A 15,430-nucleotide genomic window follows, 5' to 3' on the forward strand; every position below is an offset into this window, starting at 1 on the left:
CCGCCTACCAAAAAGCGATTCAACTCAACCCTAACGATGCTTATGCTTACAACAATCTCGGCAATGCCCTAAAAGAGCAGAAGAAATTAGATGCAGCAGTTGCCGCCTTCCAAAAAGCAATTCAACTCAACCCTAACTATGCTAATGCTTACTACAATCTTGGCAATGCCCTAAAAGAGCAGAAGAAATTAGATGCAGCAGTTGCCGCCTTCCAAAAAGCAATTCAACTCAACCCCAACGATGCTGATGCTTATTACAATCTTGGCAATGCCCTAAAAGAGCAGAAGAAATTAGATGCAGCAGTTGCCGTCTTCCAAAAAGCGATTCAACTCAACCCCAACTATACTGATGCTTACACCAATCTCGGTATTGCCCTGAGTGACCAGAATAAGTTAGATGCAGCAGTTGCCGCCTTCCAAAAAGCAATTCAACTCAACCCCAGCTATGCCTCTGTTTACAACAATCTGGGTATTGTACTGAGACTCCAGAGAAAATTAGATGCCGCTATCGTTGCTTACCAAAAAGCCCTAACATTACCAGAAGATAATTCTGGAACTCCAGCCAGCGCTCACACTCTCGCTCACAATAATTTAGGTTTTACATTCCAAGAGCAAGGAAAACTTAAAGAAGCCATAAAACACTTTGACAAGTCAGAAGAACTTGACCCCAATTTTATATATGCCAGTAACAACAATAGAGAAGCAAGGCGCTTATTGAAAGAACAAGAGAATAACCTAGCCAAAGGCATAGAAGACGATCGCCAATGGCTGCCTAAGAATGATCCAACTGTATCCATAAAACGTTCTGTAGTTCTCATCACTGCGGAGTTTTTGAACAGCGATCGCCAAGGAACAGAGATCGGCACTGGTGTAATAATTAAACGAGAAGGCGATCGCACATTAATCCTTACTAATCGTCATGTAATTTTTGATGGCAATGAACAAGGTAAAAATATCCAAGTAGAATTTTTCAGTTCACCGCCATCCAACCGAGTGCGAATGCGGCGAGATGCCAAGCTGTTCAAAATGACCTCTGAAGAACAACTCGATTTAGCCGTTTTGGAAGTTATTGGTAAACTGCCAGAAGATATCCAGCCTTTATCTATCTCCTCAACTGCGATCGCCCCGAAAATGCCCATTCGGATTATCGGTCATTCTGCCCAAAGAGGTGAAGATAAATCTTGGTCTATGCAATCAGGACAAATCAACTATCAAAACCAGCGATTAGAAATATCTCAAGCTGCACTCAAACCTGGTTATTCTGGCAGTCCGGTAATTAATTCACAAAATCAACTTTTAGGTATCGTCTTTGCAAAAAAAGGCGAAGACCGGGATTTGGCTTATCCTATGTCTGAGATTCAAAAACAACTGCTTACCTGGAGCATTCCTTAAACAAACTATGAATTATAAAATTATTCTTACCAGCCTATTAATTCTCAGCATCAGCCATCTTCCTGCTGCTGCTTGCCCAGAAGGGAACCCTAAATCTACCGATTATATCCAGCGCAAACCACCCAATCGATGTGAAGGCATCAAAGAAGAACAATTAAGCGGCAATAGCTTGAGCCTGATTTCCATTGCTACCAGAAACTTAACCAGTTTTGGCAAAACCCTCACGGTGCAAATTCCCCGCATCAGTGGTGGTAAAAATCCTCAAGTAATAGTGAAATCTTTGGGAGATAATTATCACTATCAAATGGATGACTTGTTATTGTCTAATAATGGTTCGCGTTTCAGCTTTAGCTGGGATACTTACGTTCTCAGGCAAGCAAAAATACCAGCTAACAGCCTTCGCGCTGTGGCATCCTATAACCTTGATTCCCAGCCTGTGTATGTTCCAGTCATTCTAGGGCAAACTTCGGGTAAGTATGAATTTGTCTTTTATTCCCAAGACAGAGTGAGATTTACCAACTTTGAAATCCTCTCCAAAGGTCAACCAGCAATCTATAGCACTTCCCGTCCCAACCCGAAAAAGGGCGAAACTATTTTTACCTGGGATGGTCGCAATGCCCCATCTGGGCGCTATGAACTGCACTATGTTGCTAATATTGACCGAAGAGATGAACCTAGCGAGCGCATCGAAAGGCGAATTGTATTTGAACATAACCCAAATTGGTTAAAATAAATCATGGCATCTCGGCAAAAAGCCAAACAAAATTTTCCCAACTTTATCAAGATTCGCCAATGGTTAAATTTTCTAAAAAGAAATTTAACTGCTTTGTTTGTAATCAGTATTTCCGGGCTAAAGCGCTTACTACGGGCAATTTCAAACCATCAAAATTCATTTTTGGTACTACTGTTACTTTTATTTTTTACTTTCCTCACCTTTGCCGCTATTGTACCAGGCACTCATATATTTGAAGGTAATATCATTGCTCAAGAAATGAGTTTTGTCTATAACGGAGAAGATTCCAAACTCTTTCTTCAAAATATTGGCGGCATCAATAAACTTGAAAATCAAGGCAGACAAACCATAACTTTCACAGGAAATTTTCAAAGTGAAACTTGGCCAGAAATTAATAAATTAAACTCTTTAAAAATTCAACTTAAAGACGGCGAGAGTAGATGGATTATGGCGTCGGCTAATCCTCAAGATACCAGTGAAATCAGCCTTGATGAACTACGGCTACAACCAAATACAAAAGTAACTGGACTCAGTTATGACTTTTATCGTAATCAACTAGCTTTTTCTCTGCAACCTAACTCTAATTTAAACCAAAAAATTAACCCAAATACGTTAGACCTAGATTTAGGTGAACAACCAATCAAAGTTATACTAGAAGGTTACGAATTACTAGATTTTAAATTACCAAATCAGCCAGACACCCAAGTACCATTAGAGTTTATTGTCAACCCAAATAATAAAAAAATTAACTTAGAGATAATGCAAAAAACCAGTATTGATATTACTGTAGCTAAAACTCCCAAATATGAATCAGAACAATGGTTTAGAGGAAAGATAAAAACCGAAAATCTACAATTTATAGATGTAGATAGAACTGGTAAAGATGTCAGAGACGATTTAAAAATTTCTACTATTGTGGAAGGTAAAATCCGCATGGCAGAACAGGAACGAGATATTAAACAAAATCAGTTTCTTATGGGAGAAGACCCTAAGATTCCTCTAAACATTCAAGAAATACGCCATCTGCAAATTGTCCCTAAAAAAGGTATAGAAGCCCGCTTTTTTGGGAAAACTAAAGAGATTCAAATCGGTCTAGATCCAGATTTTCCAGTTTCCAGAATACAGGGTAGCTGGTTGGATGGCGTTTTACCTCGTGATGCAATTATTGCGCTGTTCTCTTTTGGGGCTGCTACAGTTGCAAATCTTTTATCTTGGTTATTTAGTAACGCTTCTAAATCATCGTCAAAAGCATAGCGATCGCGTTGATGAATAATGTGGGGTGAAGCGATCGTCAAAAATAGAATTTTGCGGTAATTCCTTAGGTGTTGGTAAGCGTAGGCGCAGCCCGCCGTAGGCATCGCATTCTCGCTCAATTAGCCAGAGAATATGGTTTGGAGCTATATTTACTAGTTGCTAGCAGTGCTACATCTGATAAATGGACTTTTGACTCAATTACTTCTTAAAAGTCCCATTTGCACAAACTCCTCCTTTTGGAAGACTTACCAAGATAGTTTGCAGCGGCGAAAGACGAATCTCGCAAATCTCATTTCCAAAGAGCAACTGGGACTTCGGGAGTTTTTGTTTCTCTACCTCTACTTTTACAGACTTGTTGATCCCCAAAGACGGACTTCCTCCAGACTCCTGTAGGCTGGGATAGCGGCTTGCCTTTACTGGCTCATTTCCAGAGGAGAATCCTAAATCCCCAATATTTGCTTCTTTGTTTGGAACAGCTAACAGCGAGATATCAATCAAAGGTAAGGTAATTTTTAGTGTCGTACCTTGATGAAGCCCCGCACTCTCAAGAGTAATGCTACCTCCCATGAGTTCAATTAAGTTTCGTGAAATCGCTAGTCCCAGTCCAGTACCTTCAAACTGACGTGTTGTAGTGCCATTCACCATTACAAAGGGGCGAAATAGTTTGTGCTGTTGAGTCGGATCAATGCCTATACCTGTATCTTTGACAGCTACTACCACCTGAGATTTACCATTACTAGATTGAATTTCTGTAGCAATGGTGATGCTTCCGGTGTCGGTGAACTTGGTGGCGTTGCCGATAACATTAATCAGCACTTGCTTCAGTTTTCCCGCGTCTGCCTTAATTGGTATCACTTTGGAAGCTAATTCACATTTCAATTGCAAGCCCTTTTGTTGGACATTAACTGATTGTAAATTAATCACTTCTAATAATAGTTGTCGAAGGTCAATAGGCGTGGAAACAACTGAAAGCTTACCTGCTTCGATTTTAGAAATGTCGAGTAAATCATTAATAATACCTAACAAGTGAATCGTTGTTTCATCGGCACGTTTAAGAAACTCCATTTCTTCTTCTCGGTCATCACATAAGCCTTCTTCAACCAGGCGAATACAGTTAATAATAATATTTAATGGGTTTCTCAATTCATGGGAAGTCGTAGCCAAAAACTGGCTTTTAATTTGGTTAGCGCTTTTTGCTTCTTTCCAAGCTATTTCTAATTCTTCCGATCCAGCTTTCAGCCGTTCTACCATTTGGTCTAATGCTTGGGCCAGTTGATTGAATTCTCGAATTTGAAAATTGTGCGGAACTGGTTGTGCGGCATGGTGAGAGTGAATATTGAGAGCATAGTCTCGCAATTCTTCTACAGGACGGGCCAAGTAAGGGGCTAAATATAGGGATGCTAACAAACTTGCGCCAATCAAACCAACTGTCAGAACGATAAGAATTAATTTGATTTCTTCTAAACCAAACAGCGCATTATCGACACTACTAACAGCTAAAACTATCCATTTTTGCTGTTGCTGTTGAGTAAGTGGATTTGCAATAACTGTATAGCCAGCGACTAATTCTTCTCCCTGTCTAAAAGACAAACTTATCGAATCGTTTTTTCCCGTAATTGCATTTTCAATTATGCTTTTGATTTGGGAAGCATGAGGGTGCTGATTAATATTAGTTCCTACCCAATCGGTGAACGGGTGTGCCAAAATTGTGCCATCTTCAGCAATCACTACCATAGCGCCCGTGAGCGATCCCGGCGGATTTCTGGTTTGTTGGTACAGTGCAGACTGAATACTTAAACTGTAAACTGAATTTTTTCGGCTATCGGAAACTGGTGCAGATAAAACTACTTGCAGTTGATTTTGTGGATTTCTTTTTCCAGTCGTTCCTGCCTTTGGTGGAAAGATTGCTTTAACATCAATTCCATCACTAGGCAAAGGTAATCTTAATTCTCCAATTTCTCGATCCCCGCAGCTACTGGCAATTATCTTGTGGTTTTGGAGATTTGTTAGTTGGATGCACTCAATACTGGCTGGAAGTTGATGCCTTAACTGCGTGAGAAATTCTTGCTCTTGTATAGGCGAACCCGACGGAATCACCGTTGTTTTGCTTACACTCTGCAAATTAGCTTTTAAGATTGCGATCGCATCACCAATTCTCTCCCCTTTGCTGATGGCGCTTTCGGTTAAATTTTGCCGTGCAGTTCTCAATATACTAGTACGTGCCTTATTCAAGGCAACAATTTCCCCTACAAGTAAAACTGGAACAAACAGCAGCAATATTCTCGTTACTAAAATTCGACGGAAGGAAGATTGGCGGGAATTAGTCATCAAGTGTCTCACTTTGCACCTGCAATCTACAACACCAAAGATATGCAATTAAACCAGCTAGATGAGACATTTTATTAAATTATCAGAATTTTATTTTCAATGTTTAAAAATAACAAATTGCTATAATTCAAAAAGAAACGTGGTATACCAAAACTCGTATATGCTAGATGTAGAAGCGATTTGTGTTGCATATCAATACAGTGGTTAAATGATAAAACAGTAGCTTGCAGGTATGGTTTTTTGGAAAATCTACACACGACTAAAGTAAATATTAAAACTATCAAATCAATTTAATGTTGCAACATCGTCCTCATACTACAGTTGTTTTAGCAATGAGTGCAGATGGCAAGATAGCAGATTTTAAGCGATCGCCTGCTCGGTTTGGTTCAAGGGTTGATAAAGCGCACTTAGAAAAACAAATTGCTGCCTCTGATGCCGTTTTGTTCGGTGCTAGGACTCTGGATGCTTATGGAACAACACTTACTGTAACCGATCCAACTCTAGTGCAACTCCGGGCGCAAGGAGGGAAGCCTCAGCAACCAGTTCATATAGTGATTACAAACTCTGCAAACCTTAATCCGGAAATTCACTTTTTTAAGCAACCAGTAAGACGCTGGCTACTCACTACAACAGCAGGAGAATTTTTGTGGAAAGAACGCTTACAGACGCTTCACTCAACTCTGGGAATCGGAGTACAAGAGTACCCTCCAGAATTTGAGAAGATTCTGGTTTTTGAAACACCAACACGAGAAATTGACATTCTCGCAGCCTTAAAGCAACTAGCCACTCTACATATAACACGCTTGGCGGTCTTGGGTGGAGGAGAATTAGTAGCTTCCTTGCTGGAACTAGATTTAATTGATGAATTATGGCTAACTGTCTGTCCGCTGATTTTAGGTGGTAATACTGCACCCACACCCGTCGAAGGGAAAGGATTTTTACCCAATTTGGCTCCCAAGTTACAACTTATAGAAGTTCAGACAGTTGAGCAAGAAGTGTTTTTACACTATCGCCTGCAACGACCAGCAGATTAGATTACGCTAAGTTAAGTTATTTATTGGGCATTGGGCATTGGGCATTGGGCATGGAGAAGAGACAAGGTAGACAAGGAAGAGGGGGGAGACAAGGGAGAGACTTGTTCAATAATTCCCCCTTGTCCCCCTTGTCCCCCTTGTCCCCCTTGTCCCCCTTGTCCCCCTTGTCCCCCGCTCCCTACTCCCTACTCCTCTAAGATGGTGGAACAACTTAAGCCTCGCTATTCTGTCGTTTGGACGAACAAAATTGCTGAAGTACCCCAAAATGCTTGGAATGCTTTGGCAATGCCACTCAAAACGCCATTTTTAGAATGGGAATGGCTGAATAATCTCGAAACTTCCCAGAGTGTTACGGCTAAAACTGGTTGGTTGCCAAATCACTTGACACTGTGGCGAGATAAAACGCTGATTGCTGCTGCGCCACTTTATCTTAAAGGACATAGTTCTGGTGAATTTGTTTTCGATCACCAATGGGCAGAGTTAGCCGATCGCATCGGAGTTCAATATTACCCAAAATTGCTGGGAATGACACCATTTACCCCAGCGGAGGGTTATCGCTTCTTAATCGCCCCAGGAGAAGATGAGGATGAAATCACAGGGCTGATGGTGCATGAAATTGACACTTTTTGCTCCAAAAATCGGATTTCTGGGTGTCATTTTCTCTACGTCGATCCCCAATGGCGTCCGATGCTGGAACGGCATGGCTTTACAACTTGGCTGCACCACAGCTATATCTGGGAAAATGCTGGCTTTAAAACTTTTGATGATTACTTGAAGGTGTTTAACGCTAATCAACGGCGCAATATCAAGCGGGAACGCAAAGCTGTGGAGAAAGCAGGTTTACGATTGCAACCACTAAGTGGCGATGAAATTCCTCAGTCTTTGTTTCCCTTGATGCACCAATTCTATGCTGACACCTGTGATAAGTTTGGCTGGTGGGGTAGCAAGTATCTTACACGGAGATTTTTTGAGCAGCTACACACCGATTATCGCCATCGAGTCTTGTTTGTTGCTGCATATAGCGAGGAAGATAATTCTCATCCTTTAGGAATGTCTTTTTGTTTATTTAAAGATGACAAACTCTATGGACGCTATTGGGGAAGTTTTCAAGAAATAGATTGCTTACATTTTGATGCTTGCTATTATGCGCCGATTGAGTGGGCGATCGCTAACAATATCCAAATTTTTGATCCTGGCGCGGGCGGGCGACACAAAAAACGGCGCGGTTTCCCCGCTATGCCTAATCACAGTCTGCACCGATTTTACAATAATCGTTTAGGACAAATTATCCGTCCCTATATTAAGGAAGTGAATCAACTCGAACAGCAGCAGATTGAGGCAATTAATGCAGAGTTGCCATTTAGTGAGAAAAATGCTTGAGGAAAAGGAAGTACTTTTATAGCAAAATTTGCCGAATAATTAAGCTTTATTCGGCAAATAGATCCAAATTTTCCTTATTTTCAAAATTGTGAAATTATAGTGTTGGCGATCGAGACGATATTTTTGCTACCATTCGTCAAAATTCACCGTCTTGAATGCCTTCTTGAATAATTTCTTCTTGTTGTCGCATTGCCGCCGCCCATTCTAATTGTCCTCTAGATTCTAAAATCGCAGCAGCTTTCTGTAAATCCTCAATCCCCTTTTGTGGTTGCCCTTCTAGAGCCAACGCATTACCCCGATAAAAATAAGCCTCAACGTAATTAGGATCGAGCTCAATTGCTCGCGTGTATTCAACAAGAGCCTCTTGATGCTGACCTTTGACATCAAACTCGCGTCCCCTTTGGAAAAATTCTTGTGCATTTGCCATAGATTCTGACTCTTGTCCTTGACTGGTTGAAATACACAAACCATTTAAATCTCTGATTTGCCCCGATGGACAAGCTGATTGTTCCTGAGCTTTTGCTACAGAGTCAAGAATTGCAGGGCAGACAATAATCGCAGAACATAAGCCAAATATAAGCGACAGACGTTTTATTCGTGATTTCATTGAATATTACTCTTCATCTTAATAGTTTATAGTTTATTGTTGTGCTAAGTAATCCATCCGTTCCACTTCATTAAGCATCAAATCCTCAATGCGTAAAGTTGTGCGTTGACCTGCACTTAAACCTTCCACCTCAATTAGACAGGGGATATAAGCATCCTGCTCGCGGATGAAGTTCATTGTAAATGCGTATGCACTTTGAATATCCTTGGCTTCAACTTGGCGAAGCTGAGACTGAAATTCAATTACGACTTCCTCTTCATAGGACAATTTTTCTACAGAGATACCATTACTGTAAAGCTGGTATTCAATAGTGCCACAAGTATCGCTAGCTGCGTAGTAAATAGCAGAAGTACCTAGTGATTCTGAAATACTGCGAGCATCTTCTTCTGTCAAGTAAATTCGTATCGACGATATATGAGGCTTATAAATTAAGCTCCAAGGATGCCCTCGTAACTGAAAAACAAAGATGCTTTCATTCTGAATGTCTATTTCGCGGTCATAGGCATTGTGTACCCAGATATTCATCTGCTTTAAGTTGCTAAACGTTTGTGCAACTGGTTCAACAGATGATCGAACAAGGACAAACAGAATATTCGCATCAATTGTTTCTACTCCTCTACGCTGTTCTAGAGAGATACCTTCGTCTCTGACAAAATATATCAACATTGCTTAAGATTCTTCTAAATTCTTCCAAAGGTTCCAGGACCACCATAACCTCTTGGGAACCTAAAACTTCTGAAATAAACACCTGGATTTATTAATGCTGCTTCGCCAAGTTGAAGATTACCAGACAGTGGAGCTACTTCGCAGGCTATAGAATGCCAAACTCCTATATCTCTGCTAGTAGCTTCAGCAATTGTTTTTCTACTAATTTTACGTACATCAGATGTAGTCATGAAAACAATTGCTGGGTTTTCACCAGCAGCACGTGCAGGATTTCCACCAAGAACATCTAGGAAACCAAGAATTTGATAATCTTGATAGCTTGGAGGCAATAACGTGCCCTTTACTGCCTTTGCCTCATAAAAGATAGCATCGGCGAAATTTTGGAAAAATGGAGGAAATGTCGTAATAACTGGAAGTGGAACTACCCCATCTGGTTGTACATTACCTATGCCTACTTTGTTTTCCCTTAGCGAGGATTTAAATTTTCTTCCGTTTTGAGGAATTGGATTACCTGGTTTAAGTGTACTCAGTGCAAACCGTTCAAATTTTACTCCAACTTCAGATAGTGGTATACCTTGATTGGTAGCAATTTGATCGAGTCTGCTTTTAGTCAATGGTGTTTGGCTGGAATTAGCGCAGGTTTGAGCTTGAACAGCAAATGGAGTCATAGTAACTGTAGCTCCTACCCCGATGAATAGCGCTATTTTTGGGATGTAATTCATGATTATAAGCTGAAGTAAGTAAGCCTTTAACAGGGCTTTTTAATTTCATTCAAAGGCAAGTATATAGTTTTTTTTTATAACAATTTACACAGCAAAATTACGCAATAAGCTTATTGCGTACTTGTAGATTTTCAGTATAATTTATGGCATTTTTAAGTAAAAGTATTCACAGAAATATTAAAGATATGAAGAAGACTAAGGAAGATAGGAATTACACTTGATATAGAGTGTAATAACCCTGAAGAAAGAAAATTTCTTTTTATAATGCTTATGGATTTAATAGTTGAAGATTTAGCCGCGATTGATGATAAACTTTCCCAGCGTCATATTGACCTCGATCCCGGTGGATATTTCATTATTTACTTGGATCGAGACGCGGGGTTAATTTATGCCAAGCATTTTACAAATGTGATTGACGATCGCGGTTTAGCTGTCGATCCCGAAACGGGAAAGGTAATTCCAGCACGAGAAAAGGTAGAACGAACTCATACAACAGTTTTTAGCGCCAGAACGGCAAAAGAACTTTGCGTGAAAATTTTTGAAGAAACTCAGCCTTCTCCTGTAACTCTATTAGATCATGCAGCTTATTTAGGTCGAGAATTTGTCCGGGCTGAGGTAGCTTTAGTTACAGGACAAGAGTATGTTCAAGATTAAAGTTAGGAGTGAGGAGTTAAAAGTTAAGAGTTAAAAATTCATAACTCCTAACTCCCAACTCCCAACTCCCAACTCCCAACTCTGCATTACCCATTAGAAGAGGGCTGATTAATCTGATAGATATAGTAAGTTGCCATTGGGATAACGGTGGCAGCAATTAACAACCCTACTACCCAAGCAGTAGCGTTACCTTGGTTGGTTTCTTCTGCTTTCTTGAAAGTGCCTCCAACCTGCACATTGTCAGTTATTTGGGGTGGCCCTGGATCGGCTTTGCCAGAGAGTACGGCGACAAGGCGATCGCTGGCATCGAGAAATGCCTGATTATATTTGTCACCATTGCGTAACGGCACACTTACTGTTTCAGTCGCTACACTCTCGGCAATAGAGTCAGTAAGCATTGGCTTGACTTCATCCCCAGTAATAATGGCGGTACCATTGGTAACTGTATCAAGAACCAATAAAGTTTGATTAGCTTGGGCTGCTTTTGTCGGAAACCATTTTTCAAACAGTTCTTTAGTAAAGCTTTCTGGTGTTTCACCGTAGTCAAGGCGGCGAACAGTAACAATTCTGACTTCCTTATCTGTTTGCTTTGCCAAATCCTTAAAAGCGCTGCTAATCTTGCCTTCATTCAGACGGCTGATGACTTCACCTTGATCCAAAACCCAGGTGTCATTCCCTGCTGTCAGGCTGGGTATTTGATACACACCTGTGGCTGAAGCAGGTGTGGCAAACAGCGAGGCTGCGAAAATAACTGTCACCAAAGGTAGAATTAGCCAAATGAGGTGTTTTTGACTGCTAAAAACTTGTTTGAGGAGCTGTTTCATCGTGTGATCCCTAAGACAGACTTGCACCAAAAATACTACAGAACCACTGCAAAAATCACCTCGTTCCCGATTTTCTTCAGTGTAAAATTTCTGATATTCCCAGCAAATATGTATATTGTACGGGATTTTTGATTACACAAACTTGTTCTGAGGGCGGTTGCAAGCATTAACCTGACGCTAAACCCCTTACTAGTCACAAGAAATACCGCCCATTTTGGGAATTAACCCAAATGCTGAGGGCGGAATTTGCAAACCATCTAGGAATCATATCGCATGATTCATATTTTGGTTCAACAACGCCATATTTTTTCATATCTGCAAGTAACTTTTTTTGACGTACTCATTAGATATCTGAGTGAAAAAGAATGCCAAGACGTTATCCTGCTACCTCTCTACAGGGGTTCTAGACAATGCATATTTAGTTTATATAGATGTCTATATGATGGTTGATATCTGCATTTTTCTGATATTTTTAGCTAAATCAATATCATATATACATGACTATACTTTTAACTAACGACGATGGCATTGATGCCCCTGGTATCCAAGCGCTGCTCAAAGCTGTAAACGGCAAAAATTCTATTATTGCTGCTCCTGCCGATCATCAGTCTGGCTGTGGACATCAAGTTACTACCACTCGTGCTATCAACCTCCAGCGGCGTTCTGAGACTGAGTATGCGATCGCAGGTACTCCCGCTGATTGTGTGAGAATTGCATTAACACAAATTCCCGCAGATGTCAATTTTGTACTTTCGGGTATCAACGCTGGGGGAAATTTGGGAGTCGATGCCTATATTTCTGGCACAGTTGCCGCCGTGCGAGAAGCCGCGATGCACGGTATTCCCGGAATTGCCATATCTCAGTATCGCAAAGCCAAGCAGAATTTTGATTGGGATCTGGCTGCCAAATTCACAGCTGAAGTTTTAGCGGATTTACTCAAGCGTCCCTTAGAACCAGGAAGCTTCTGGAATGTGAATCTACCGCATCTGCAACCAGGAGAACCACATCCTGAGATGGTATTTTGCCAAGCCTGTACCAAACCTTTGCCCGTGAACTATCGAATTGAAGGCGATAACTTTTATTATGTAGGAGAATATGGCAAACGCGATCGCACTCCTGGCAGCGATGTAGATGTATGCTTTTCTGGTAATATCGCCGTCACCCAGTTAAGAGTTTGACATCAGCCATCAGTTACTAGTTAGCTGTTACCAACTTTTAATGGATATTGAGAAGAGCTTGTAGGGCTATCAATTAATCTTATGGGTATGTGGTGCGATCGCGATCGAAATTTTCAAGGATTTGAAATCTGGTAAAGTTTCAGTGGTACTGAATACTAATTTCAAACAAAGGAGAAATAGATGCAGTTTCTCAAAATTGTTCTTGTCGCTCTCGTATTGATGGTGAACCTGCTAATTGCTCAACCCTCTTGGGCAGGCAAGGATTTCACTAAAGGGGCTGACTATGCTGAGGTAACTCAGGCGCTCAATCAACTTCTAACTGTAAAAAATACACCTGAGCAAGCTGGTTATACACCTGAGCAGTTCCAGCAGCGACTGGCACAATTGCAGCTTCAAAAATATGTCATAGAAACAGCTAGAAAGCGGGCACAGTGTCGCAATGAAACTGGAAAGACTTTGGCAGTCTATGCCAATAAACCAAAAAAAATTCCAACCCAACTCTACTTTCTGGGCGCAGGAACAATCACCGATGATGATTGGGATTGCGATGGCATTTACTTACCCGCAGGTTCTCAAGTGGTTTTAGGCCCAAATGCTCAACTACAACAACTGACTGAACCCATCGCCGTTAAGTTTGTCGATGGTACACAGTCTCTTGCTAGAACCAATCCAGCCACTGGTGCAATTGAATTGAATGTTGAACCTGCCAAAGTATTCAAGGCGGGTGAGAGTACCTGGTTACTCCCTAATTTTTCCCAAGCAGATATCGATACGCAAATTCCCACCCCACAACTCATTGACTAATCTCATCTAAATAATTCAACTTTTATGCGGTAAGGTATTAAGCCTTACGCCTTTCTTGCCAATCAACATAGAAAAAGAGAATTGCTTGGGAGAGGGGAGCCAAAACCCTAATTTCTCGTTGCTCCTCCCTTTCCCTGTGGGAGAGGGAGGTTCATCGAACTTACTTTAAATTAAGTACCTCCGGGCAAAGGCAGAGGTTTATGACGCTATGCTATACCGCCCAAGGCGGTTATTATTTCATACTTTCATCTAATCTATCCGAATATCTTCTTTTTTCTGATTTCAGATAGATATACTCTCGAATTTTTCCTTCCTCACTTCCGAGGGTGAATACAAAGTATCCTTCAGCCCAGAAACTTTCTTTGACGAAGTTCTCCAACCCCTACCATCTTCGATGGTGACCCCATCCGTGAAACCCTCCTCCAAATCCGAAGTGGAAGCCTCTTCCAAATCCGAAGTTGATGCCATAAGTAGGATAGGGCGACACATAGATGGGATAAGGGTTGTAGATGTAAACAGGAGAAGGCGCTACGGTGTAATCATCATCATCACAAATCTGAGTAGTATGTTGCACAATTGTTCTAGGTACAACATTCTCTTGCCCAGCATAAGGTAGATTCAAATAACCATCCTGAAAACCACGAGCGAATTCGCCTCCCGCACTCCGAGGTTTATAAGCTTCTCTGTTCCGAGCGCTTTGTTGTCCTTCTCGAAAACCATTTGTATAAGCATTGGGGTGGTTAGCCGCCGATTTGAGTACCCTATTATCAATAACAGGATGACAGTAAACAACCCTATCAGCTTTAGCGGCTTGGGGAAAAAGTAAAGACGTTGAGCCAGCTATTAAGCTGAATAAAGTAGCAACAACTATTTTCTTCACAGCTTTTAACCTCATCTATGCTTAATACTCTAAGCCCTTTAACTTTAATTATAAAACCTGAATTATCAGGTGAGATGAGCCAAAAATCATAAATCCTTTGTCAACACCCCTGCCTTTATGCTAGGGGATTCTAGCCTAAAGTCTTAGGAATACCACGGCGCAATAGAGCTTGGATATTGTTGTTTTGGAAATATAAGCGATCGCCTGACTGCATATCTCCTTCAACAGCAGGTTAAGTGTTGATTATTATTAGTCTTAATAGTTATTATTCTGGTTTACCGAACAGAGAAATTAGAGTAAACCGTAATTTTATTTTAAGTCTAATTAAGTGCGGTAATCATCCTTTTGTTAGGTGATAATAACCGAATTTACACAAGTTGGAACCATATTTATCATAAATACATAAGCACAAAGGCAAGTGCAAAAACGATTAAACAATAGCTGAATTTTTCCGAAAAAGAATTATGGTACTAGTTCGTTACAACCCCTGGCAAGAATTGAACGCTTTAGAACGTCACATCAACGGTTTATTGGGAGATACCAAAGTCCCATCTGCACGATTGGAAAAAGGCTTTATCAGAGTTCCGGCTGCTGAGTTGTATGAAACTGATGATGCGATTCATCTCAAGCTAGAGCTGCCAGGACTAGAAGCTAAAGACTTAGATATTCAAGTCACCCAAGACGCTGTTCATATTAGCGGTGAGCGTAAATCTGAAACTCAAACCCAAGACAAGGGTATTACCAAAAGTGAATTTTACTATGGCAAGTTCCAACGTGTAATTCCTCTATCTGCTAGAGTTCAAAATACCAATGTTACCGCAGATTATAAAGACGGTATCTTGAATTTGACACTGCCTAAAACCGAGCAAGAAACAAACAAAGTTGTCAAGGTTAATTTAGAACAACCTGCTGCATAAGTGCGAAACTACTCACCTTCAATAATTGATTGAGATAGCTAAAAGCCCAGTCATTTCT

General features: G+C 40.8%; 15 protein-coding genes and 1 pseudogene. 10 read left to right on the forward strand and 6 right to left on the reverse strand.

What is annotated here, in order from left to right; all coding sequences use genetic code 11:
• The 4 genes and pseudogenes from V7K45_RS17770 to V7K45_RS17785 form a co-directional block, all read left to right on the forward strand.
• On the forward strand, positions 1 to 1,391 hold a 1,391-nt coding region (locus V7K45_RS17770; protein ID WP_335005635.1), incomplete at its 5' end, for a tetratricopeptide repeat protein.
• Positions 1,392 to 1,398: 7 nt separating this feature from the next.
• Positions 1,399 to 2,124, forward strand: a complete 726-nt coding sequence (locus V7K45_RS17775) for a hypothetical protein (RefSeq protein WP_335005637.1) — start codon at positions 1,399 to 1,401, stop codon at positions 2,122 to 2,124.
• A 3-nt stretch (positions 2,125 to 2,127) separates the two neighbouring features.
• Positions 2,128 to 3,378: a hypothetical protein gene (locus V7K45_RS17780; RefSeq protein ID WP_335005639.1), complete on the forward strand. Its 1,251-nt coding sequence runs from the start codon at positions 2,128 to 2,130 to the stop codon at positions 3,376 to 3,378.
• A 104-nt stretch (positions 3,379 to 3,482) separates the two neighbouring features.
• Positions 3,483 to 3,560, forward strand: a pseudogene (locus tag V7K45_RS17785) (ribonuclease III); the annotation flags it as partial.
• A gap of 16 nt (positions 3,561 to 3,576) precedes the next feature.
• Here the strand turns inward: V7K45_RS17785 and V7K45_RS17790 are convergent.
• A complete protein-coding gene (locus V7K45_RS17790) occupies positions 3,577 to 5,706 on the reverse strand; it encodes an ATP-binding protein (RefSeq protein WP_335005642.1) in 2,130 nt (709 codons plus the stop codon).
• 293 nt (positions 5,707 to 5,999) lie between these two features.
• Between V7K45_RS17790 and V7K45_RS17795 the strand changes: the two genes are divergently transcribed.
• Together V7K45_RS17795 and V7K45_RS17800 are read left to right on the forward strand one after the other, a co-directional pair.
• Positions 6,000 to 6,740 (forward strand): RibD family protein, encoded by a 741-nt coding sequence (locus tag V7K45_RS17795; RefSeq protein WP_335005644.1) that lies wholly within the window; start codon positions 6,000 to 6,002, stop codon positions 6,738 to 6,740.
• Between the two features lie 198 nt (positions 6,741 to 6,938).
• Positions 6,939 to 8,120: a GNAT family N-acetyltransferase gene (locus tag V7K45_RS17800; RefSeq protein ID WP_335005646.1), complete on the forward strand. Its 1,182-nt coding sequence runs from the start codon at positions 6,939 to 6,941 to the stop codon at positions 8,118 to 8,120.
• 136 nt (positions 8,121 to 8,256) lie between these two features.
• Here the strand turns inward: V7K45_RS17800 and V7K45_RS17805 are convergent, their stop codons facing one another.
• The 3 genes from V7K45_RS17805 to V7K45_RS17815 are packed head-to-tail and all read right to left on the reverse strand — an operon-like array spanning position 8,257 to position 10,061.
• Positions 8,257 to 8,727: a tetratricopeptide repeat protein gene (locus V7K45_RS17805; protein WP_335005648.1), complete on the reverse strand. Its 471-nt coding sequence runs from the start codon at positions 8,725 to 8,727 to the stop codon at positions 8,257 to 8,259.
• A 33-nt stretch (positions 8,728 to 8,760) separates the two neighbouring features.
• The gene (locus tag V7K45_RS17810; RefSeq protein WP_335005650.1) at positions 8,761 to 9,393 is read right to left on the reverse strand and encodes a hypothetical protein; all 633 of its coding nucleotides are present in this window, start codon (positions 9,391 to 9,393) and stop codon (positions 8,761 to 8,763) included.
• Between the two features lie 14 nt (positions 9,394 to 9,407).
• The gene (locus tag V7K45_RS17815; RefSeq protein ID WP_335005652.1) at positions 9,408 to 10,061 is read right to left on the reverse strand and encodes a hypothetical protein; all 654 of its coding nucleotides are present in this window, start codon (positions 10,059 to 10,061) and stop codon (positions 9,408 to 9,410) included.
• A 324-nt stretch (positions 10,062 to 10,385) separates the two neighbouring features.
• On the opposite strand from V7K45_RS17815, the gene V7K45_RS17820 reads away from it, so the two are divergent.
• Positions 10,386 to 10,769: a DUF4346 domain-containing protein gene (locus tag V7K45_RS17820; protein WP_335005655.1), complete on the forward strand. Its 384-nt coding sequence runs from the start codon at positions 10,386 to 10,388 to the stop codon at positions 10,767 to 10,769.
• A gap of 86 nt (positions 10,770 to 10,855) precedes the next feature.
• Here V7K45_RS17820 and psb32 read toward each other — a convergent pair whose 3' ends face one another.
• Positions 10,856 to 11,593, reverse strand: coding sequence for a photosystem II repair protein Psb32 (psb32, locus tag V7K45_RS17825; RefSeq protein ID WP_335005657.1), 738 nt, complete (start codon positions 11,591 to 11,593; stop codon positions 10,856 to 10,858).
• 497 nt (positions 11,594 to 12,090) lie between these two features.
• On the opposite strand from psb32, the gene surE reads away from it, so the two are divergent.
• Positions 12,091 to 12,771 (forward strand): 5'/3'-nucleotidase SurE, encoded by a 681-nt coding sequence (gene surE / locus V7K45_RS17830; protein WP_335005660.1) that lies wholly within the window; start codon positions 12,091 to 12,093, stop codon positions 12,769 to 12,771.
• Positions 12,772 to 12,951: 180 nt separating this feature from the next.
• Positions 12,952 to 13,575, forward strand: a complete 624-nt coding sequence (locus tag V7K45_RS17835) for a hypothetical protein (protein WP_335005662.1) — start codon at positions 12,952 to 12,954, stop codon at positions 13,573 to 13,575.
• Between the two features lie 382 nt (positions 13,576 to 13,957).
• On the opposite strand, the gene V7K45_RS17840 is transcribed toward V7K45_RS17835, so the two are convergent.
• Entirely contained in the window at positions 13,958 to 14,455 is a 498-nt protein-coding gene (locus tag V7K45_RS17840; protein ID WP_335005663.1) for a hypothetical protein, read from the reverse strand.
• Between the two features lie 464 nt (positions 14,456 to 14,919).
• Between V7K45_RS17840 and V7K45_RS17845 the strand changes: the two genes are divergently transcribed.
• The gene (locus tag V7K45_RS17845) at positions 14,920 to 15,372 is read left to right on the forward strand and encodes an Hsp20/alpha crystallin family protein (protein WP_335005664.1); all 453 of its coding nucleotides are present in this window, start codon (positions 14,920 to 14,922) and stop codon (positions 15,370 to 15,372) included.
• Positions 15,373 to 15,430: the final 58 nt, after the last annotated feature.

The sequence above is a fragment of the Nostoc sp. genome (assembly GCF_036917375.1).
Taxonomy (GTDB): Bacteria; Cyanobacteriota; Cyanobacteriia; order Cyanobacteriales; family Nostocaceae; genus Nostoc.